The organism is Candidatus Parcubacteria bacterium (assembly GCA_021414235.1).
GTDB lineage: Bacteria > Patescibacteriota > Minisyncoccia > Phycocordibacterales > JAKFXT01 > JAIOOV01.
In genome coordinates this window covers 457,388-479,168 of record JAIOOV010000004.1, presented here as the reverse complement: position 1 = coordinate 479,168, position 21,781 = coordinate 457,388, and the positions used below count along the sequence as shown (strand labels likewise).

General features: G+C 56.4%; 12 protein-coding genes. 9 read left to right on the top strand and 3 right to left on the bottom strand.

All coding sequences use genetic code 11. The annotated features are described in order from the left end of the window. Positions 1–105: 105 nt before the first annotated feature. The 4 genes from K8Q93_03545 to K8Q93_03530 are packed head-to-tail and all read left to right on the top strand — an operon-like array spanning position 106 to position 9,955. Positions 106–3,267 carry a DNA-directed RNA polymerase subunit beta gene (locus K8Q93_03545; GenBank protein MCE9644285.1) on the top strand — a complete coding sequence of 1,054 codons (3,162 nt, stop codon included), beginning with the start codon at positions 106–108 and terminating at the stop codon, positions 3,265–3,267. A gap of 11 nt (positions 3,268–3,278) precedes the next feature. Further along, positions 3,279–6,944: a DNA-directed RNA polymerase subunit beta' gene (gene rpoC / locus K8Q93_03540; protein ID MCE9644284.1), complete on the top strand. Its 3,666-nt coding sequence runs from the start codon at positions 3,279–3,281 to the stop codon at positions 6,942–6,944. A 25-nt stretch (positions 6,945–6,969) separates the two neighbouring features. Further along, entirely contained in the window at positions 6,970–8,688 is a 1,719-nt protein-coding gene (gene dnaG, locus K8Q93_03535; protein ID MCE9644283.1) for a DNA primase, read from the top strand. A gap of 13 nt (positions 8,689–8,701) precedes the next feature. Beyond that, the gene (locus K8Q93_03530; protein MCE9644282.1) at positions 8,702–9,955 is read left to right on the top strand and encodes a sigma-70 family RNA polymerase sigma factor; all 1,254 of its coding nucleotides are present in this window, start codon (positions 8,702–8,704) and stop codon (positions 9,953–9,955) included. A 42-nt stretch (positions 9,956–9,997) separates the two neighbouring features. On the opposite strand, the gene K8Q93_03525 is transcribed toward K8Q93_03530, so the two are convergent. After that, positions 9,998–10,567, bottom strand: coding sequence for a GNAT family N-acetyltransferase (locus tag K8Q93_03525; protein MCE9644281.1), 570 nt, complete (start codon positions 10,565–10,567; stop codon positions 9,998–10,000). Positions 10,568–10,849: 282 nt separating this feature from the next. Here K8Q93_03525 and K8Q93_03520 point away from each other — a divergent pair, with 282 nt between their 5' ends. The 5 genes from K8Q93_03520 to uvrB all read left to right on the top strand — a co-directional run bounded on the left by K8Q93_03520 (position 10,850) and on the right by uvrB (position 20,522). After that, positions 10,850–13,849 carry an ATP-dependent helicase gene (locus tag K8Q93_03520; GenBank protein ID MCE9644280.1) on the top strand — a complete coding sequence of 1,000 codons (3,000 nt, stop codon included), beginning with the start codon at positions 10,850–10,852 and terminating at the stop codon, positions 13,847–13,849. A gap of 77 nt (positions 13,850–13,926) precedes the next feature. Then, positions 13,927–15,303, top strand: coding sequence for an FAD-binding oxidoreductase (locus K8Q93_03515; protein ID MCE9644279.1), 1,377 nt, complete (start codon positions 13,927–13,929; stop codon positions 15,301–15,303). Between the two features lie 74 nt (positions 15,304–15,377). Beyond that, positions 15,378–17,180, top strand: a complete 1,803-nt coding sequence (gene typA / locus K8Q93_03510) for a translational GTPase TypA (protein MCE9644278.1) — start codon at positions 15,378–15,380, stop codon at positions 17,178–17,180. After that, entirely contained in the window at positions 17,180–18,424 is a 1,245-nt protein-coding gene (gene tgt, locus K8Q93_03505) for a tRNA guanosine(34) transglycosylase Tgt (protein MCE9644277.1), read from the top strand. Before typA ends, tgt begins: the two co-directional genes overlap by 1 nt. Further along, on the top strand, positions 18,396–20,522 hold the full coding sequence (uvrB, locus tag K8Q93_03500; protein MCE9644276.1) for an excinuclease ABC subunit UvrB: 2,127 nt from the start codon (positions 18,396–18,398) through the stop codon (positions 20,520–20,522). Before tgt ends, uvrB begins: the two co-directional genes overlap by 29 nt. Before the next feature lie 17 nt (positions 20,523–20,539). On the opposite strand, the gene K8Q93_03495 is transcribed toward uvrB, so the two are convergent. Both K8Q93_03495 and K8Q93_03490 read right to left on the bottom strand, forming a co-directional pair. Next, complete coding sequence (locus K8Q93_03495; protein MCE9644275.1) at positions 20,540–20,890, bottom strand: hypothetical protein; 351 nt, start codon at positions 20,888–20,890, stop codon at positions 20,540–20,542. After that, a complete protein-coding gene (locus tag K8Q93_03490) occupies positions 20,887–21,630 on the bottom strand; it encodes a hypothetical protein (GenBank protein MCE9644274.1) in 744 nt (247 codons plus the stop codon). The genes K8Q93_03495 and K8Q93_03490 overlap by 4 nt, the downstream gene beginning before the upstream one ends. Between the last annotated feature and the right edge of the window lie 151 nt (positions 21,631–21,781).

Here is a 21,781-nt window from a genome sequence, read left to right as displayed (position 1 = left end):
CAGAGTTCTCGAACGTAATTGAAGACAGCCTTCGGTGTCAGGGCAGTTTTCTTTTTTGCGTTTGCGCAGGAGCGGATTTACTAATTCCCCTAAAACATCTTGCCAATGTTTACTACCCAGAAGACCTTCGGACGTTTCAAGAAACCGCTGGCGACGCTTCCGAACCTGGTAGAGGCGCAGATCGATTCGTATAAGTGGCTGGTAGAGAATGGCCTGAAGGAAATCTTCAAGGAGTTTTCTCCTATCCGCGACTACTCCGAGAAGAAGTTCGACCTGGAGTTCGCGAGCTTCGAGCTCGGTGAGCCTAAGTTCGGCGAGCACTACGCTAAGGAGAACAAGCTCTCCTACGAAGCTCCTCTTCGCGCCATGGTGCGCCTCAAGAACCGCATGATCGGCTCCGTGAAGGAGCAGGAGATCTTCATGGCGGATTTCCCGCTCATGACCGATCACGGTACTTTCGTGATCAACGGTGTTGAGCGCGTCATTGTGCCGCAGCTCGCACGCTCCTTCGGTATATTCTTTGCCTCCCTTGAAGTGAAGGGCCGCACCTTCTTCGGTGCCCGCGTCATTCCTTCTCGCGGTGCTTGGATCGAGATCGAATCAGATCCCGATGGCGCTATCTACGCCCGCATCGACCGCAAGCGTAAGTTCCCAGTCACCAGTCTTCTCCGTATCCGCGGCGCGCATACTGACACCGACATCCTCGCGCTCGCCAAGGGTAACGAGGCGTACGAGAACGCTCTCAAGCAGACCCTCGCCAAGGATCCCGCCAAGGATCTCTCTTCCGCATACATCGAGATACACAAGCGCCTCCGCGACGGCGACCTCGCCACTCCGGAGAACGCCCGCAACTTCGTGGATTCCATTTTCGAGGCGGATCGCTACGACCTCTCCCGCGTGGGCCGCTTCCGCTTCAATAAGCGCTTTGGCTACTCCCTCGAGGAGAAGGAACTCGGCAAGCGCACGCTCTCTCTCGACGACCTCTCTGTCACCGTAGGTCACGTGGTCTACCTCAACGTCACTCCGGGCGCAGTACCGGATGACATCGACCACCTTGGTTCCCGCCGCGTACGCTACGTTGGCGAGATGCTCCAGCAGAAGATGCGTATCGGCATGGCACGCATGAAGCGCAACATCCAGGACCGTATGTCGACCATCGACACGGATTCCACTCTTCCCATACAGTTCATCAACCCTCGTCCGTTCCAGGCTGGTATCAAGGAATTCTTCACCACCAACCAGCTCTCCCAGTTCATGCAGCAGGAGAACGTGCTCTCTGAGATGGAGCATCTCCGCACCCTCTCGGCCCTCGGTCCTGGCGGACTCACTCGCGAGCGCGCCGGCTTCGAAGTGCGCGACGTGCATCCGTCCCACTACGGCCGCCTCTGTCCTATTCACACGCCGGAAGGTCCGAACATTGGTCTCATCCTGCGCCTCTCTACCTACGCCAAGCTGAACGAATTCGGCATGATTGAGACGCCTTACGCCAAGGTGGTGGATGGCAAGATCACTGGCGAGATCGCCTACCTCAACGCCCTCGAAGAGGAGCAGTTCAATATCGCGCACGCCGCCATTCCGTACGACAAGGATGGCCTCATTACCGTGGAGCAGGTAGAAGTTCGCTCGCACGGCGAGCCGGGCATCGTCGCTAAGAAGGATGTGCACTACATAGACGTGGACACCAACCAGGCCTTCTCCGTGGCTACTTCCATGATTCCGTTCCTCGAGCACGACGACGCCAACCGTGCGCTCATGGGATCGAACATGCAGAAGCAGGCAACGCCCTGCGTCGTGCCTGAAGCTCCGCTCGTCTCTACTGGCATCGAAGGCCCGGCTGCGCGCGACACTGGCCGCCTCATTCTCTCCAAGGAGGACGGCGAGGTCACTCACGCGGATGCCCGCCATGTCATCGTGAAGGGTAAGCACACTCACGAATATCCTCTCGTTTCTTTCTCTCGTACTAACGGCTTCACCGCCTTCCACCAGCGTCCGTCCGTCTCTGTGGGTGACAAGGTCAAGCGCGGCGATCTCCTCGCAGACACCTCTTCTACCGATATGGGTCAGATGGCCCTCGGTCAGAACGCGCTCGTTGCCTTCATGTCCTGGTCTGGTGCCAACTACGAAGACGCCATCATCATCTCCGAGCGTTTGGTCAAGAAGAGCAAGTTCACCTCTATCCACATCGAGGAGTTCGAAGTCTCTGTGCGCGACACCAAGCTCGGTCCTGAGGTGACTACTCACGACATTCCTAACATCAGCGAAGCCAAGCTTAAGAACTTGGATGAGGACGGCATCATCCGCATCGGTGCGGAAGTGAGGCCCGGCGACATCCTGGTGGGCAAGATCACCCCGAAGGGTGAGACTCAGCTCACCCCGGAAGAGCGCCTGCTCCGCTCCATCTTCGGAGACAAGGCCCGCGACGTGAAGGACACCTCTCTCCGCATGGAGAACGGCAAGCGCGGACGCATCATCTCGGTCAAGGTCTTCTCTCGCGAGAAGGGCGACAACCTGGAGAGCGGTATCATCAAGAAGATCTACATCGAAATCGCCCAGCTCCGTAACATCTCCGTGGGTGACAAGCTCGCCGGACGTCACGGTAACAAGGGTGTTATCTCCCGCATCCTTCCTGAAGAGGATATGCCGTACATGGAAGACGGTACTCCGGTGGACGTGATCCTCACTCCGCTTGGCGTGCCTTCTCGTATGAACCTCGGACAGATCCTCGAGCTTCACCTCGGTATGGCCGCCAATACCCTCAACTACCAGGCAGTGGTGCCTCCGTTCGCTGGAGCTACCGACGTGGAAGTGAAGCAGGAGCTCGTGAAGGCAGGCTTCCCGGAGACCGGCAAGATCAATCTCTTCGACGGTCGCACGGGCGAAGCCTTCCATCAGGCCATCGCAGTGGGCTACATGTACATCCTCAAGCTCCATCACATGGTGGAGGACAAGATCCACATGCGCTCCATCGGTCCTTACTCTCTCATTACTCAGCAGCCCTTGGGCGGCAAGGCGCAGGGCGGCGGTCAGCGCTTCGGAGAAATGGAAGTCTGGGCGCTCCTCGGATATGGTGCGTCTCACATCCTTCGCGAAATCCTCACCATCAAGTCCGATGACATCGTGGGCCGCTCCGCGGCATTCGATGCGATTGTGAAAGGGGAGAGGATCCTCCAGCCGAACGTGCCTGCATCCTTCAACGTATTGCTTAACAACCTCCGCGGCCTCTCGCTTGACGTCACTCTCGACAAGCGTTCGGGAAGCGCCAATTAATCAACTCTTCTATGAATACACCCACACGCAAAGTGTTTGATCAGAACGAGTTTGATCTGGTATCGATCAAGTTGGCTTCTCCTGAGCGCATCCTGGAGTGGTCCTTTGGTGAAGTCACCAAGCCGGAGACCATCAACTACCGCACCCAGCGTCCTGAGCGTGCCGGTCTCTTCGACGAGAAGATATTCGGACCGGAGAAGGACTACGAGTGTTACTGTGGAAAGTACCGCGGCATTCGCTACAAGGGCATCGTCTGTGAGAAGTGTGGAGTCGAGCTGACTCGCTCCATCGTCCGTCGTGACCGCATGGGTCACATCGAGCTTGCTACCCCTGTCTCTCACGTCTGGTTCCTCCGCGGCGTGCCTTCTCGTATCGCTCTCGTCATGGGTATCCCTGCAGCCGAGCTCGAGCGTGTCATCTACTTCGCGGGCTACATCGTCACCAAGATCCTGCCGGATGAGCGCGATCGCATCCTTCGCGACCTCGATCTGGAGTACAAGTCGAAAGTGAAGTCTCTCTCGGATGAGAAGAGCCGCGAGAAGGTCAAGGAACTCCTTCTTAACGCCAAGAACGACATCGAGAGCATCGTCCCTGGACGCGTGTTCGACGAGATGACCTATCACCGCTTCAGCGTGCGCTACGGCACCATGTTCGAAGCTGGCATCGGCGCAGAGACCATCCACGAGCTCTGCAAGAAGCTCGACCTTCCGAAATTGAAGGCCGAACTCGAGGTTTCCCTTGAGAAGGCTCCGGCAGCCGAGCGTGAGAAGACGCACAAGCGTCTCGGCCTCATCACCGGCATGATCGCGGCTAACATCCGCCCTGAGTGGATGTTCCTCTCGCGTATCCCGGTCATCCCGCCGGCACTTCGTCCGATGGTGGCGCTCGACGGTGGCCGTCACGCTACTTCCGACCTCAACGACCTCTATCGTCGTGTGATCAACCGCAACAATCGTCTTCGCAAGCTGAAGGACATCAATGCGCCGGACGTCATCCTCCGCAACGAGAAGCGCATCCTCCAGGAAGCAGTAGACTCTCTTATAGATAATTCCATCCGTCATGGCGCGGCCTCTTCCGGCGCGGTCAATCAGGCCCAGCGTCGCCCGCTGAAGTCGCTCGCCGACAACCTCAAGACCAAGCAGGGTCTCTTCCGCCAGAACCTCCTCGGTAAGCGCGTAGACTACTCCGGTCGCTCCGTGATCGTGGTTGGTCCCGACCTCCGTCTCGACCAGTGCGGATTGCCGAAGCACATGGCCCTTGAGCTCTTCCGTCCGTTCGTCATCCAGCAGCTCCTCCGCAAGGAACTCGCCTTCAACATCCGCGGCGCCAATCGTCTCATCGACGAAGGTATCCCTGAGGTGTGGGCCATCCTTGAAGATGTGATCCGCGACAAGCGCGTCCTCCTCAACCGTGCTCCGACTCTTCACCGTCTCGGTATCCAGGCGTTCCGCCCGGTGCTCATCGAAGGTAATGCAATCCAGGTGCACCCGCTCGTGTGTACGGCCTTCAACGCCGACTTCGACGGAGACCAGATGGCTGTGCACGTTCCCTTGGGCGAAGAAGCGCAGGCTGAAGCCCGCGAGATCATGGCTGCGGACAAGAACATCCTCAAGCCTGGTTCTGGTGAGCCTACTGTCACCAACAAGCTCCTCGACATCGTGCTCGGCGCCTACTGGATGACCAAGGTCATCGAAGGCGAGAAGGGTCAGGACAAGGTCTTCGCGAGCCCGAACCACGCCATCACCGCAGCCGACTTCGGCGTCGTCTCCTACCGCGCCCGCATCAAGGTCATGCCGACTGAGAGTATCAAGTACCAGGCGTTCGGAGGAGTACCTTTCGAGACGACCGTTGGCCGCCTCCTCTTCAACAGCGTCTTCCCGTCTGACTACCCGTATCTCAACAAGGAAGTGGACCGCAAGATCATGTCCTCCACTGTGGACGACCTCATCGACCGATATGGCATTGAGCGCGTGCCTGCCATCCTCGACAAGATGAAGGCCTTCGGCTTCCGCTTCGTCACGCAGTCCGGCATCACCTGGGGTATTGATGACATCAAGGTCCCGCAAGGGAAGTATGAGGTCATCCGCAAGGCCAAGGAGAAGTCCGAGAAGGTGCTCGGTGAGTACAACGAAGGTCTCCTCTCTGAAGAAGAGAAATACCGCTCCAACATCGAGATCTGGCACGCTGCCAAGAACGACATCGAGAAGCTCATCCCGGCTACCCTCGAAGAGCACGGTTCTGTCTACGACATGCTTCGCTCCGGCGCCCGCGGCTCCATGGGTAACATCACCCAGATGGTGGGCATGAAGGGTCTCATCCAGAACACTGCCGGCGAGACCATGGAATTCCCGATTCTCTCTTCCGCTAAGGAAGGCCTCACTCCGATCGAGTACTTCATCTCCACTCACGGTGCACGTAAGGGTCTCTCCGACACCGCGCTCAACACTTCCCGCGCCGGCTACCTCACCCGTCGTCTCTTCGATGTGGCTCAGGACGTGGTTGTCTCTGAGGAAGACTGTGGTACTAAGCTCGGCACCCTCATCACCAAGAAGAGCGCCTCTGGTATCGAGATCTCGCTCGCCAAAGGTATCCGCGGACGCTATCTCGCCTCCGACATCGTGAATGCTTCCGGTGAGACTCTCTTCAAGCGCGGACACTTCCTCACTCACAAGGATGCAGAATCTGTAGAGGCTGCAGGAGTGGCTGAAGTGATGGTGCGCTCTCCGCTCACCTGTGCAACGCCTACCGGCATCTGTCAGAAGTGCTATGGCGCAGACCTCGGTAACAACCAGCCGATCGCCATCGGTGAAGCCGTAGGTACCGTGGCCGCTCAGGCCATCGGCGAGCCGGGCACTCAGCTCACCATGCGTACCTTCCATGCAGGAGGAACCGCATCCGTCGGCGGCGACATCACTCAGGGTCTGCCGCGCGTCGAAGAAGTCTTCGAGCGCCGCCTCCCCAAGAACCCGGCAGTCATCTCCCGTGTAAACGGCGAAATCATGGAGATCAAGAACGACGGCAAGGAGAAGATCCTCGTAGTCATGCCTGACCTGGAGGACCGCAAGGGCAAGAAGGCCAAGGAAGCCATCGAGTACACCGTGCATTTCAGACGCACGCCGCTCGTCTCCGTAGGCGAGAAGATCGTCAAAGGACAGCTCCTCACCGACGGCTCCGCTGACATCGAAGAGCTCTTCCAGTACGCGGGCAAGGAGAAGACGGAGAACTACATCATCCACGAGATCTCCAAGATCTACGAGCTTCAGGGTGCCTCCATCTCCCGCAAGCACATCGAGGTTATCATCCGCCAGATGTTCTCCCGCCGCCGTGTCGTTAAGAAGGGCGATACCTCCTTCTCGGTCAACGAGATTACGGATACGTATCACTTCGATCGCGAGAATGCGCGTGCAGAAGCTGCCGGAGGCGAGAAGGCCGAGGCTAACACGCTCGCTATGGGTATCCAGGAAGTCTCCCTCTCTCGTAAGAGCTTCCTCTCTGCCGCTTCCTTCCAGCACACCACTAAGATCCTCATCTCCGCCGCCGTACGTGGAGCGCAGGACGACCTCATAGGACTCAAGGAAAATGTCATCATCGGACGCCTCATCCCCGCCGGTACCGGATTCCGCGGATCTCCCAAGCAGAAAATGATCGAGAAGGTAGCCGACGAGGCATCGCGTTAGAGCTAATCGGGGGTAGACCCCTGCCATGCGCAGCAACGCTGAACTCATCAAAGAGAGGTTGAGCATCGCCGAGGTGGTGAGCTCCTACATCAAGCTTGAAAAAGCGGGAGGCAGTTTCCGTGCACGCTGCCCCTTCCACAACGAGAAGACACCATCCTTCTACGTGTCTCCGACGCGCAACAGCTTCTACTGCTTCGGCTGTGAAGCGAAGGGAGATATCTTCACCTTCGTGGAGCGCTACGAAGGTGTGGACTTCAGGGGGGCGCTCAAGATGCTCGCGGAGAAAGCGGGCATCGAGCTGGTGCGGGAGGACCCCAAGGAGCGTGATGAGAGGGAGGAGCTCTTCCGGGTGATGGAAGAGGCTGCGAGTTACTTCAAGGCGAATCTCGCGGCGCATCCTGCGCCGCGAGAGTACATCATGAAGCGCGGGCTCACGGAGGCGACACTCGATTCTTTCCGTATCGGCTATGCGCTGCCGGAGTGGCGTTCTCTCACTGAGCACCTTGTTCGCAAGGGCTTCCCCGAGGCGCTCATCGAGAAAGCAGGGCTTGCTAAGCGTGCGACTGAGGGAGGAGATCGGGTGTATGACCGCTTCCGCGGACGCATCATGTTTCCGCTCATGGATACGTCCGGGCGGGTGATCGCATTCTCCGGACGCGTCTTCGATATCCCGCAGGGGAAGGAAGAGCCGGCGAAGTACATTAACTCCCCGGAGACACCGCTCTTCTCCAAATCGAAAGTGCTCTATGGCTTCGACAAGGCCAAAGAGGCGATTCGCAAATGGAGCTTCGCCATATTGGTGGAAGGTCAGATGGATCTGGTCATGTCGCACCAGGCAGGCTACCGGAATGCGGTGGCGCTCTCTGGTACTGCGCTTACTGACGAGCACGTGGATCAGCTCTTGCGTCTCACGGATCGCTTGGTGCTCGCACTTGATACCGACAAGGCAGGGATCGCTGCGGCGGGACGCTCTGCAACACTCGCGCTTCGCCGCGGACTTGATGTGAAGGTAGCGCTCCTCTCTCAGGGTAAGGACCCGGCGGATCTCATCCAAGCCGATCCCGAACTCTGGAAGGAAGCGGTCAAGAGCGCCGTGCATATCGTCGATTACTATCTCAAGATCGTGCTCGACAAAGAGAAGGACGAGCGTAAGCGACGCCTTGCTGTCTCTGCCACCGTGCTGCCATACGTCGCCCTCATCGCAAAGCCCATGGATCGCGCGCACTTCACTGCGCGCGTAGCCCAGGCGGTGCATCTGCCGGAGGATGCGGTGCGACAGGAAGTGGAGAGTTTCCGCGCGCAGCCTTCTGCATTAGCGCCTGCGGTAGCGCGTGCAGAAGAAGCACTCCGTCCGCACAAGGAGGTACTGCTCCACACGCTCTGCAGCATCCTCTGGTGGCTTGAGGGGAGCCAGGGAAGGGTAGAGGAAGCGATGGACTTGAAGAGACGGCTCTTAGCGCTTGCGCCGGAAGCAGCTAGCCTCGGAGAGGACGAGAATCTGAGGAATAAGCTTGTTTTTCAGGCGGAATTGCTCTATGCTCAAGTGGCTGATCTGCCGCAGGTAATAAACGACCTGCTTCTTCGTTTAGAGCGCGAGTCATTGCGCCAAGCAATAGACATTCTTCGTTTTAACCTTACTGAATCTGAACGCGCCGGAAGCACAGAGCGGACCGCGACGCTCCTTGAGGAGAGCCGGAATGCCGCGAGGAGACTCTCGGAGATAGACGCCCGAATGCAGTCCTAATCATCATTTGCATATGAAAAAAACCAAGAAAACTTCCGCTAAGAAAGTCACCCGTGCAAAGCCCGACAAGAAAGCTCAGGCACGTGCAGCCTTCGCCAAGCTCAAGGCCAAGAATCTCAAGAAGCTTGCCAAGCCTAAGGCCAGCAAGAAATCTGCTGCTCCGAAGTCTGCCAAGGCTTCCCGCAAGGAGCGCGAGTCTTCGCTTCGCGCGGATCGTCTCATCGCCAAGGGTCGCGCGCGCGGCTTCGTCACCTACGACGAAATCTTGCGCGAGTTCCCGAACGTCGAAGAAGATCTCATGTTCCTCGATGAGCTGTATGAGAAATTCAGTGCAGCGAGTATCGACGTGCTCGAGGGCGGCGGCATGCTCAACATTGAAGTGGAGCCGGAGAACAAGAAATATTCCTATGGAGAAGGCCGTGTTGGCGGAGCATATGACTCCATCCAGATGTATCTCAAGGAGATCGGTCAGTACCCGCTCCTCTCTGCTGCGGAAGAGCGTGCGCTCGCCAAGCGTATCGTGGAAGGGGATATCGAGGCCAAGAACCTCCTGGCTCGCGCCAACCTCCGTCTCGTGGTTTCCATCGCCAAGAAGTACGTAGGTCGCTCTCCGGACCTCACCCTCCTCGACCTAATCCAGGAAGGTAACCTCGGCCTCTTCAAGGCGGTAGATAAGTTCGACTACTCCAAGGGCTTCAAATTCTCTACCTACGCCACCTGGTGGATCCGCCAGGCCATCACTCGCGCTTTGGCCGACCAGTCTCGCACTATTCGTATCCCGGTGCACATGGTGGAGACCATCGCCAAGTACAAGCAGGTGGTACGCCGCCTCTCTCAGGACCTTGGGCGTGATCCGCTGCCGGATGAGATTGCTACTGAGATGGGTGTGGAAGTGGAGAAGATTTACAACATTGAACAGATCAACCAGGAGACGGTTTCTCTCGAGACGCCGGTAGGTGAAGAGAGTGGAGACGCGGGTCAGTCCGTGCTCGGCGACTTCATTGCAGACGACAAGATCCTCTCGCCGGATCAGGAGACCTCCCAGCGCATCCTGGCCGATCAGGTGAAGGAAATCCTGGACGATCTCTCGCCGAAGGAACGCAAGATTTTGGAAATGAGAAACGGATTACTTGATGGCATCACCCATACGCTTGAAGAAGTAGGTAAGGAATTCGGCGTTACCCGCGAGCGTATCCGCCAGATCGAGGCCAAAGCGCATAGCAAGATACGGGAGCACCAGAAGTCGAATAGGTTGAGGAATTACTAATAAAAAATACCCTCTCGCTAGTGGCGAGAGGGTATTTTGCTTTTAGGAGCGGGAATATCCCCGCCAGAGAGGCATGAAGTCTTCTTTGGTAACGGCGAGATGGACTTGGTCCACGATCTTCCCGCCGCGGAAGCACTCCTTCTTGTTTACGCCCCAGACCTTGTAACCAGTCTTTTCGAGGTAGGCGATGCTTCGTTTGTTTGTTCCGAGAGCGGAGGAATTCACTTTACGGAGCCCGAGTTCGACGAAGGCGTAGTAGAGGAGTTGCATCTTGGCGTCAGAGCCATAGCCACCGCTCCGGTACTTTGGATTGCCGATGTAGGCTCCGGTGACTGCTGTCCGGTTGATGAGATTGATGTTATGCAGCCCCATCATTCCTATGATCTCGCCGGAATGAAGTGCGAGGCAGAAGACTTCTTCCTTGTCGCGGTTCTTCAGGATACGAGTCAAGAATTCGTGTTCCTGCACGAGGCTCATCGAGCGCGGGACTCCCAGGAACTGCGCGGTATCGTAGTCGTTGATCCAACAGGCGAACTGCCGTTCATCCTTCTCTTCTGGGAGGACAAGAAGGGTCTTCTTACCTGTGCGGAAGACGATGCGATCCATGGTCATAGACGTATCCTCTCTTTGTTAAGGAACATGCTCTGCGAAATGAAAACTCCTCGGCTTTCGTAGAGCCGAGGAGCATCAAAAACTTGAGGAGTTAGTAGAAGTTAATGCGCCTGGGCTCTCCAAAATCCATTGGAGAAAAGGGGAATAAGCCCTCCCTTGTAGGAGGTGTTCCCGCGGACCCAGTTGTGCATTACTTGCTGCATGAATTATCGATACCATTTATTTTAATTATTGTCAAAGTCGTCCTTCTTGGGACGACTTTGAGTCTGTTACAATGCCTGCGTGACCAACGATTCCTTTAATGCGCTCTACAAGAAGCTGAACCCTGCCCAGAGAGAGGCGGTGGATACGGTGGAGGGGCCGGTGATGGTCATTGCGGGTCCTGGTACCGGTAAGACGCAGATACTTACGCTCCGTATTGCCAACATTTTAAAAAAGACGGATGCGTCTCCAGATAGCATCCTGGCGCTCACCTTCACCGAGTCCGGCGTCTCCGCCATGCGTGCACGTCTCGTCTCCATCATGGGAGCGGAGGGGTATCGCGTACATATCCATACCTTCCACGGCTTTGCCAACGAGATCATCCGCCGCTATCCAGAAGAATTCCCACGCATCATCGGCGGCACTGCTCTTACAGAGACGGAACAGATTCGTCTTATGGAGAAGATCTTGGAGAAGGAAGAGAGCCTGGAATTGCTGCGACCTTGGGGCGACCCGCTCTACTACGTAAAGCCCGCGCTCTCCGCCATCCAATCCATGAAGCGGGAGAACGTGACTGCCGAGCGCTTCGCCGTGCTCCTCAAGAAGCAGGAGCAGGAGTACATCGATACGCCAGACAAGATCCACGAGAAAGGCCGCTACAAGGGAGAGATGAAGGGCGAATTTCGTGATCTGGCCAAGCAGATAGCCAAGAACAAAGAACTGCTTGTTCTCTATGACGCTTACGAGAAAGCGCTCGCTAAAGAACGGCGCTACGACTACGAGGACATGCTGCTGGAGCTTATCCGCGCGCTCGAGGCCAAAGTGGATTTCCTGCGTAGCCTCCAGGAGGAATACCAGTATCTCCTCGCGGACGAGCACCAGGATGCCAACGGCGCGCAGAATCGTATCCTAGAGCTCCTCTCTGATTTTCATGAGAGCCCCAACCTCTTCATTGTCGGCGACGAGAAGCAGGCCATCTTTCGCTTCCAGGGAGCCTCTCTTGAGAACTTCTTATATTTCAAACAAAAGTATCCGAAGGCTGTGGTAGTAGCCCTCACTGACAACTACCGCTCTGGCCAGACGATTCTCGACAGCGCACACAGCCTCATGAAATCTGCGAGTGCGGAGGGGAGTGATTTGCGCATCCCGCTAGTAGCGCAGAAGAAGGAGAAGGCCAAGCTGATTCTTCGCGAGTATCCGGACGAGCCGTCTGAAGCAGATGGGGTAGCTGCCTCTGTGTCTGAAGCTATAGCTGCGGGCGTTACGCCGAATGAGATAGCGATCCTGTATCGTCACAACGATGACGCTATGCCTCTCGGCGAAGCTCTCGCCAAGAAGGGTGTGCGATATCAGATAGAGTCGGAGCGCAATGTGCTGGCTAATAGGGAGATTCGCAAATTCCTTCTTCTAGCACGCTCTGCCGTAGAGCCTACGGATGCCAACATCGGTGAACTCATCTTCCTAGATTTCTGGAAGCTCCCGACACTGGAAGGTTTTAGGCTTCTGGCCTTCGCGCGCAAGCATCACCTTCCTCTTCTGGAGATCTGCTCCAGTGCGCGACTTCTCACCGAGGCAGGCATACAAGAGGCGGCTCCGTGGCTGGACTTCAGCCGCAACATGCTTCGCTTTGCAGTGACCTCCAAGAACAACGATTCGCTCCACACGCTCGAGGAGCTTTTTCGCGAGTCTGGTTTCCTCCGGCACATCCTCTCTCGCTCCAATTCAGCAGAGCTTCTCGCCAAATTCCATCAGCTCCTCGCAGAAGCGCGCGAAGCGCTCAAGGCAGATCCGGGGCAGACACTCGCCGGTTTCCTGGAGCATCTAGATATGCTCTCGCGCTACAACCTACCCATCCGCTACAGCGCGCCAAAGGATAGAGGAGCGGTGCGCCTGATGACTGCGCATCGCGCCAAGGGACTAGAGTTCGAGCGGGTATATATCACCGGAGCAGACGAGCGCTCCTGGGGCGGTGGCCGCAGCCGAACTCACTTTGGTGCTCTGCCCATCGTAGGAGTAGGCAAGGGTGGAGTGGAGGATGAGCGTAGGCTCTTCTATGTGGCCCTTACTCGGGCCAAGGAGGAGGCGGTCATCAGCTACGCGGCCCGCAATGGCGATGGTCGGGACAACGCGCCATCGCAATTCCTCTCTGAGATTGATCCCTCTCTTCTTACTCGCGAGGAAGTCTTACTTCCTGCGATTTCCGAATCAAGCTTCGCCGCTGCTCTTCCACAAGGCCCCTCTATCGCGGACAAAGAGTACCTCCGCGAACGCTTCTTCGAGCAGGGGCTCTCCGTCTCTGCGCTTAATAACTATCTCGCTTGTCCGTGGCGCTACTTTTTCGTGAACTTGGTGCGCGTGCCCCAGATAGAGACCAAGCACCAGCTCTATGGCACTGCCATGCACAAGGCACTTAGCGATACGCTCTCTGCTTTAAGCAAGGGCGCAGAGATCTCTTTACCCGGTCTCATCGCTTCTTTTGAAAACGCTCTGGAGAGACAACCACTATCGCTCACGGATCAGAAGGACGCGCTCATCAAGGGGAAGAAAGCTCTCATGGGGTATTGGAATGAATGGCGCACTTCTTGGAAGCCGCCGATTCTATCTGAATATGCGGTTAAAGGTGTTGAGATGAGCATAGCGCTTAAGGAAGGAGAAAGAACTTTTCCTCTCAAGGGTACTCTCGACAGGGTAGAAGTTATTGATGGCGAGAAGGTAAACGTGACCGACTACAAGACAGGTAAGTGGAAGACCCGCAATCAGCTAGAGGGCAAGACCAAGGATGCAGACGGCAATTACTACCGACAGCTGGTTTTTTACAAGCTTCTCTTAGCTAAAGCGCCAGACAAGAGATATCGCATGGTAGCTGGTGAGATAGATTTCCTCGAGCCAGATGAGAAAGGTAAGTTCCATCGGGAATCCTTTGCGCCCACAGACGAGGAAGTGACAGAATTGGAGACTGTTATCAAGGGTGTGGCTAGTGAAATCGCTATGCTTTCCTTCTGGGGTAATCGCTGTGACAAAAAAGATTGCGAGTACTGTCTGTTATCAGAAGAGCTCAAAGGCGACGACACGTCCTCTTAAGCGCATATCTTAGTGCCTTCTCCCTCTCCGGATCTCCTGCCGCCGTACTCTGTTATAATCTACTCATCTTTTCCTGTATGACCGGTAACCTATCCCCCTGGCTCCATCAGCTGAAGCGAATGCGCCCGGTGAACAAGCTCACGGAAGACGCCTCTGCGGATGTCGCTATTGTCGGCGGCGGGATCGCAGGCATAGTCACGGCCTACTACGCCCTCAAGAATACGTCTACCTCGGTCATCCTCCTCGAGGCGTACAAGGTTTCGCACGGTGCGACGGGGCATAACGCGGGGCAGTTGGTGAGCCGCTTCGAACGGCCGTTCCTCGATATTGCGGAGGAATTCGGAGCGGAGCTCGCCGCGAAAGGGGAGAAAGAAATCGAATCCGCCTGGCGCCTCCTCGACGAGATATATGCGGATGCGCGTCTTTCTACGCCGATGTCCCAGTTCATGGGCTATGACGGTTCCATGTCGCTCGATCAGGTGCTCGATCGCCTGAAGACCTGTGCTCTGCGGGTGTCCGCAGAGCTTCCTTGCGAGGCGATCTACCTGGCCTCCGATGCTCCTGACCTCGGACGCATTCCTGCCGAGTACGCCGGCCTCTATCAGGTGACCGAGCGCGAGAACATCCTCTCTCTCCTCGAGACGAAGGACTCACGCTACATCGCCGCCTTCTCCATGCGCAAAGGCTGCCTCAACAGTGCGCTCTTCACCGAAGAGCTCGCTGGTTACCTCGTGGCGACATATCCCGCGCGCTTCATGCTTGCGGAGCACTCTGGCGTCGAGCGTATCGTGCTTCGTGACGGAGCAGCCGACCTCGTAGGCAAGGAATTCTCCGTGACGGCGGGCCGCGTCGTCCTCTGTACGAACGGCTTCGAGAAGATAACGCTTGAGAATACGGCGGGTCCGGATATCGATGAGAAGTTCCATCACGAGGTGCGCGGCATCATCGGCTATATGGCGGGGTACATAGAGCCCTTGAACCGACCGCCGACGGCGATCAGCTACATCCCCGAGAAATTCGTGCATCAGAAGGATATCTATCTCGAGGAGCCGTATTTCTACCTCACCCGGAGGCCCTACGAGCTCGAGAAGAGCGAAATACACAACCTCGTATGTGTGGGCGGCCCTCAGGAGTCCATCGAGGAGACGCATGTCTATGCGCACGACCGCTCATATCCGGAGGCTGCCTGGAAGGAGATAGACGCATTCCTGCACAAGACGCATCTGCACTCGCCCAAGGAGCAGATCGAATTCAAGTTTAAATGGCACGGCCTCATGGGCTACACCCCGAACGGCATCCGACTCATCGGCCCGGAGCCCGCGAATCCGGTACTTCTCTATAACCTCGGCTGCAACGGCATCGGCATCCTGCCTTCTGTGTATGGCGGCAGGAAGATCGCTGATTTCCTAAGTGGCGCTGTCACTGAGCCTTCCATCTTCGATCCAAGGGGCTGAGAGAGACCTCCTTTCAATATAGGGGGAATTGTGGTATCGTAGCCGAGCTCGTCGGAGCCTTTTTCATTTTAGCTATGGATATCCGAAACATCGCCATCATCGCGCACGTGGACCACGGCAAGACCACGCTTACAGACGCCATCCTCAAGGAAACGGGGATGGTGGCTAACGGCGTGTCCATGGACTCCAATGACTTGGAGAAGGAGCGCGGCATCACCATCTACTCCAAGAACACCTCCATTTTCTACAAGGACACCAAGATCAACATCGTGGACACTCCGGGCCACGCCGACTTCGGCTCCGAGGTGGAGCGCGTGCTCCGCTCCATCGACTGCGTGCTCCTCATCGTGGACGCCCAGGAAGGCCCCATGCCGCAGACCCGCTTCGTGCTCAAGAAGAGCCTCGAGCTCGGTCTCAAGCCTATCGTGGTCATCAACAAGATCGACAAGCCTGCAGCCAACCCGAAGCATGCGGAAGAGCTCGTGCTCGAGCTCTTCATGGAGCTCGGGGCTAATGACGAGCAGTGTAATTTCCCGGTGGTCTATGCCATCGGCCGTCAGGGTATCGCCAAGCGTTCCCTCGAAGAGGAATCCACCAATCTCGCTCCGCTCCTCGATCTCGTACTCGCGCATGTGCCCAAGGCCAATGGCGCTCTGGATGTACCGTTTCGCGCGCAGCCGTTCAACCTCGCCTATGACAACTTCATGGGACGCCTCGCCATCGCGCGCGTGCAGGAAGGCGTGCTCAAGACTGGTAGTTCTGTTTTTGTACTAAAGCCCACAGGGGAGAAGCGCACGGGCAAGATCATCAAGATCTTCACCTTCGAGGGTATCGAGCGCAAAGAGGTCCAGGAGGCTACTTCCGGCGACATCGTGGTCATCGCGGGTCTCCCAGACATCTATATCGGCGAGACCATCGCTGCGGATGCGGAGGCTACGCCGCTCCCAGCTATCCACGTGGACGAGCCGACCATCGCCCTCAACTTCCTGGTGAACAATTCTCCGTTCGCCGGCAAGGAAGGGAAGTTCGTGACCTCCCGCCAGATTCGTGCACGCCTCGAGCGCGAGCTCGAAGTGAACGTCGGTCTTCGCGTGGACTTCACTCCACCGCCCCTGCCGTACCAGAATATCGACTACTTCCGCGTGTACGGCCGCGGTGAACTCCATGTTGCCATCCTTCTCGAGAACATGCGTCGCGAGGGCTACGAGATGCAGGTCTCTCAGCCGCAGGTCATCATCAAGGAAGAGAACGGTGTGAAGATGGAGCCGTTCGAGGAACTGGTCATCGATATCCCTTCCGAGTACCAGGGTGCAGTCATCGAGAAGCTCGGTCAGCGTGCCTTCATCCTCTCGGATATGCGCGTACATGACAGCACGGTGCGCCTCATACTCGAAGGTCCTACGCGCGGCCTTCTCGGCTACAAGGGGCAGTTCGTGGTAGACACTCGCGGCGAGGGCATCCTCTCTTCCCGTGTCCTCGAATTCCGTCCGTACGCAGGCGAGATCAGGAAGCGCGCGGTCGGCTCTATGGTGTCCATGGCTTCCGGCAAGGCGCTCGGCTTCTCTCTCTGGAACCTGCAGGATCGCGGTGTGCTTTACATCGCTCCTGGTACCGAAGTGTACGAGGGCATGGTCATCGGCAATACCTCTAAGGGGGAGGAGATGATCGTGAACCCGACCAAGGGCAAGGCGCTCTCGAACGTCCGTGCTTCCGGTTCCGACGAAGCCATCGACCTCACTCCTCCGTTGCCGCTCTCTATCGAGCGCGGACTCGAGAACATGACCGAAGAGGAATATCTCGAGGTCACGCCGCTCTCTACGCGTCTCCGCAAGCAGTTCCTCACCGAAGCGGATCGTGTGCGCGCCAAGCGCTCCTAATGCGTCCCGTCACTTTTTCTATAACCAAATCCCTCCCCGGTGGGAAGGGGAGAGCCGGGGTCATCCATACTCCCCACGGCGTCATCGAGACGCCTGCGTTTACCGTGGTCGGGACGAAAGCGACAGTGAAGGGTGTCGCACCGCATTTCTTGAAAGAGATGGGTGTGCAGGCGGTGCTTTCTAATACGTACCATCTCTACCTTCAGCCGGGAGAGGATGTGGTGGCGGAGGCGGGTGGACTCGGGAAGTTCATGCGTTGGGAAGGACCCACGCTTACTGACTCTGGCGGCTACCAAGTATTCTCGCTTGGCGCGGGTTTTGAAGCGGGTGTAGGGAAATTTGCGACACAGGAGGAGATAAAAGTGGAAGAGGACAAGACTCCTGTTTTCTATGACAAAGAACTCGCCACAAGCCACGGCAAGCTCGCCATCGTGGACGAAGAGGGGGTGACTTTTACTTCACATCACGATGGGACGCTCCATCGCTTCACTGCGGAGCGCTCCATGGAGATACAGCACAAGATCGGAGCGGACATCATGTTTGCATTTGATGAGTGCACCTCTCCGCTTGCCGACCATGCATATCAAAAGCAGGCGATGGACCGTACTCATCGCTGGGCTGATCGCTCCCTCAAGGCGCACAAGCAGAATATAGATGCGTCCCAGAGACAGGGACTCTATGGAGTAGTACAGGGCGGACGCTTCGAGGATCTACGTCGCGAGAGCGCCAAGATTCTGGCCGATATGGATTTCGATGGCTACGGCATCGGTGGGTCCTTCAGCAAGGAGGATTTGGTGAAGGCGCTCGACGTGGTAGTAGAGGAGTTGCCGGAGGATAAGCCGAGGCATCTTCTTGGTATCGGTGAGCCGGAGGATATCTTCATCGGGGTAGAGAAGGGTATGGATACCTTCGATTGTGTGGCGCCCACGCGTTTGGGACGCAATGGTACGGTCTACACCAAGAGCGGCAAAACCTCGCTTCGCTACGAGAAGTTCTTGCATGACCAGGGACCGATCGATGAAGGCTGTCCTTGCTATGCCTGTGCCAATTTCCCCAAGAGCTATATCACGCATCTCCTCCGTGCAGGGGAGCACCTCGGCGGCATGCTTGCCTCCATCCACAATCTCCATTTCATCGTGAATCTGGTGAGGGATATCCGCACAAGTATCCTGGAAGACCGCTTCGAATCCTTCCGTGATACATTTATGAAGCAGTATGTCTCAACCAACCGACAAAGGATTTAAGCTCAAAGCAGACTGGAAACCGGCGGGTGACCAGGTCACAGCCATTCCCGCGCTCATAGAAGGCGTGAACAAGGGTATGCGCCATCAGACGCTCCTTGGTGTGACTGGATCGGGCAAGACTTTCACCGCGGCCAACGTAATCAATGCGATTCAGAAGCCTACTCTGGTTATCGCGCACAACAAGACGCTCGCGGCTCAGCTCGCTCAGGAGTACAAGGAGTTCTTTCCGGAGAATGCGGTGCATTACTTCGTCTCCTATTACGATTTCTATCAACCGGAAGCGTATCTCCCAGTTTCCGATACCTATATCGAGAAAGAAGCGCAGATCAACGAGGAGATTGATCGTCTGCGTCATGCTTCTACTCAAGCGCTTCTCACCAGGAAGGATGTGATCATCGTAGCGTCTGTCTCCTGCATCTACGGCTTGGGCTCGCCGGAGGAGTATGAGAAGGTTCACCTCAAGTTCCTGGTAGGTGACAAGCTTTCCCGGCAGGACCTTATCCGTAAGCTCATCGGTCTCTATTTCGAGCGCACTCCCGCTGATCTCAAGCCGGGTAGCTTCCGCGCTATCGGCAACACTGTGGAGATCATGCCGGTGAACGAAAAGGTCATCTACCGCCTGGAGTTTGGACCGGAGGCTATAGAGCGTATCTCGCTCATTGATGCTATCTCCCGCTCCATTCTCGATACGCTCCAGAGCTTCTTCCTCTTCCCGGCCAAGCACTTCGTCACGCCCGAAGACGAGCGCCTGCGTGCCATCGATGACATCAAGGCCGAGCTTGAAGCACAGCTTAAGAAATTTAAGAGCGAGGAGAAGGTCCTGGAGCATGAGCGCATCAAGCGCCGCACCAGCTATGACCTTGCGCTCATCCGCGAGGTGGGCTACTGCAACGGCATCGAGAACTACTCCCGCCATTTCGATGGCCGCAAGGCAGGAGAGGCGCCGTACACTCTTCTTTCATATTTCCCCAAGAAAGCGGATGGCTCTCCTGATTTCCTTACCATCATCGACGAGTCCCACGTGACCGTACCGCAGATCGGCGGCATGTATGCGGGAGATCGCTCCCGTAAGGAGACCCTCGTGGAACATGGCTTCCGCCTGCCTTCCGCCAAGGATAACCGTCCGCTTACCTTCGCTGAGTTCGACGAGCGCGTGGGTCAGGTCATCTACACCTCCGCTACTCCGGGGGCGTATGAGAAGGAGCATAGCGAGCAAGTAGTGGAGCAGGTCATTCGCCCGACCGGTCTCATTGATCCGGAGCTCTCTGTGCGTCCGGTGACAGGTAAAGGTACCTACAAGGGTCAGATTCCTGATTTCATATTGGAAGCTGAGAAGGTCATAAAGGGCGGCGGTCGCGCCATCGCCACCACGCTCACCAAGAAGATGGCAGAGGATCTCAGCACGTATCTCAAAGAAAAGGGGATGAAGGCCGAGTATCTCCATAGCGATATAAAGACCATCGACCGCATCACCATCCTCACCGAATTCCGCAGGGGTAAGTTCGACTGTCTCGTGGGCGTGAATCTGCTTCGTGAAGGTCTCGACCTTCCAGAGGTGGAACTCATTGGTATCCTGGACGCGGACAAGGAAGGCTTCCTGCGCTCAGAAACTTCGCTTATCCAGACCATCGGCCGCGCAGCGCGTAACGTGCTCGGGCGCGTCATCCTCTATGCCGATAACATGACTGGCTCCCTTGACCGCGCTATCAAAGAGACCGATCGTCGTCGCGCTATTCAGGTGGCTTACAACAAGAAGCATGGCATCACTCCGAAGACGATCATCAAGAAGATCCAGGACATCACCGATCAGCTCCAGAGCGAGCATCAGAAGGCGGTAGGTACGCTCGCCATGCTTGATGCGGAGGAGTACAAGAAGAATCCTGCCAAGGTCATCCGCGAGAAGACCAAGCAGATGAATGAGGCGGTGAAGCTTTTGGATTTCGAAACCGCTGCGCTTTTGCGGGATGAGATAGAGGCACTACAAGGGAAGGCTATTGGTTCGGGAAAGCCTCCGGAGAAGAAAGAGAAGGAGAGGACGTTTAAAGATAACCGGCCGGTCATTACGAGACAGAAGATTGGGAGGAAGAAGAAGGTATAAAAAGAAGACGACCTTGATCACGGAGGATCAAGGTCGAGGAGGAAGACCTCCGTTTCGATGATGAGCAGATCGATTTGAAGATTGAGCAATTCGTCCTGCTCGATCTTCATGAAGCCTTTGAGCTTTCTGATTCGCTCCTCGAGGCCTGGGAGCGGATTCATTCCCTTGAGGCGTGCCTCCCACTGATTCAGGAGTACGAGGAGATTGTCCTCGTCCCTGGTGTCCTTGGTGGGCCCTGGCCGGCTTTCGATGTGGCTCAGGGTGCGAAATTCAGGAGGTTCCTTGGGTTGCAGTGTTTCGCTAGCGGTTTGGTTGCTGCTTACCATCAGCAGCCCGATGAGGGGGGTGACTACAAGAAGTTTGTTCACTTCACTCCTCCTGAGAGATCAACAATTTCCGGGCCTGAGGTTACGTCCTTTCGAATGATGCGAGAAGATGTTTCCACATCTTTGCGAAGCGCTTCGAATGACTCTCCGCTTTTCAGGAACTGTTCGACCTCTTTAGCGAGGGCTTTGAAGACTGTGAGGTCCTTCGTTCCTTTCTGGCGCTTGGAGTTTTTGTTGAACACGAAGTCCGCGTAGAACTTCATGCACAACTTGGTCGTCTTCTCCATCGCGATTCGGCGGTGATCAAGTTCCATCAAGGCGACTTTGAGTTCGCCGCGGGAAGAGGAAGGTTTGTCAGCCTTCTCCCTCAGTCTCTGGATTTCCCACTCCACATATTCGTTTCCAAGGCGAAGCTTGATGGAGATCTCCGCCAGGAGGTGGGTGGTGATGATCTCTTCGCGATCCGTGCCGAAGAGGTTCCAGGAAAATTCGTTCGCATGGCGTAGCGAGAACGCCTTGCGGAGTATCCAACTGCGTTCGGTTTGGAGGAGCCGCCGGATGTCGTCGAGCGGCTTTGCCCAGCGCACCTTCTTTGCGTTCTCCTGGAGCATGGGGTCGTTGGGATCCGCCAAGCGGCGGTATTCTTCCGTCCTCTGGCGGAGTATGGCGGCCTTCTTGGCCCGATTCTCCTTTCTGTACCAGACTTTTCGAGAAGTCCACAAGACAACGGTAAGCAGGGCCAGAAAGAGGAGGGTAAGGGCTAAGCTTTTCTCGAGGGGCATTCTTACCTCGTGTTTGTGTAAAGAACGTGTGTCTAATTATATCCCATTAATACACTAAAGTCAAATAATGTTGTAGCTAAAAAAGCCCTAATATGCTAGACTTTTTGCTACATACCCCCTGCGCCTCCGCGCGGGGCATATCCATATGGAC

What these genes read in the sequence shown, in the direction of transcription:
- tgt (MCE9644277.1), top strand. Translation starts at nt 17,180, where the DNA reads ATGCGTCCCGTCACTTTTTCTATAACCAAATCCCTCCCCGGTGGGAAG.
- uvrB (MCE9644276.1), top strand. Translation starts at nt 18,396, where the DNA reads ATGTCTCAACCAACCGACAAAGGATTTAAGCTCAAAGCAGACTGGAAA.
- K8Q93_03525 (MCE9644281.1), bottom strand. Translation starts at nt 10,567, where the DNA reads ATGACCATGGATCGCATCGTCTTCCGCACAGGTAAGAAGACCCTTCTT.
- rpoC (MCE9644284.1), top strand. Translation starts at nt 3,279, where the DNA reads ATGAATACACCCACACGCAAAGTGTTTGATCAGAACGAGTTTGATCTG.
- K8Q93_03490 (MCE9644274.1), bottom strand. Translation starts at nt 21,630, where the DNA reads ATGCCCCTCGAGAAAAGCTTAGCCCTTACCCTCCTCTTTCTGGCCCTG.
- K8Q93_03530 (MCE9644282.1), top strand. Translation starts at nt 8,702, where the DNA reads ATGAAAAAAACCAAGAAAACTTCCGCTAAGAAAGTCACCCGTGCAAAG.
- dnaG (MCE9644283.1), top strand. Translation starts at nt 6,970, where the DNA reads ATGCGCAGCAACGCTGAACTCATCAAAGAGAGGTTGAGCATCGCCGAG.
- K8Q93_03515 (MCE9644279.1), top strand. Translation starts at nt 13,927, where the DNA reads ATGACCGGTAACCTATCCCCCTGGCTCCATCAGCTGAAGCGAATGCGC.
- typA (MCE9644278.1), top strand. Translation starts at nt 15,378, where the DNA reads ATGGATATCCGAAACATCGCCATCATCGCGCACGTGGACCACGGCAAG.
- K8Q93_03545 (MCE9644285.1), top strand. Translation starts at nt 106, where the DNA reads ATGTTTACTACCCAGAAGACCTTCGGACGTTTCAAGAAACCGCTGGCG.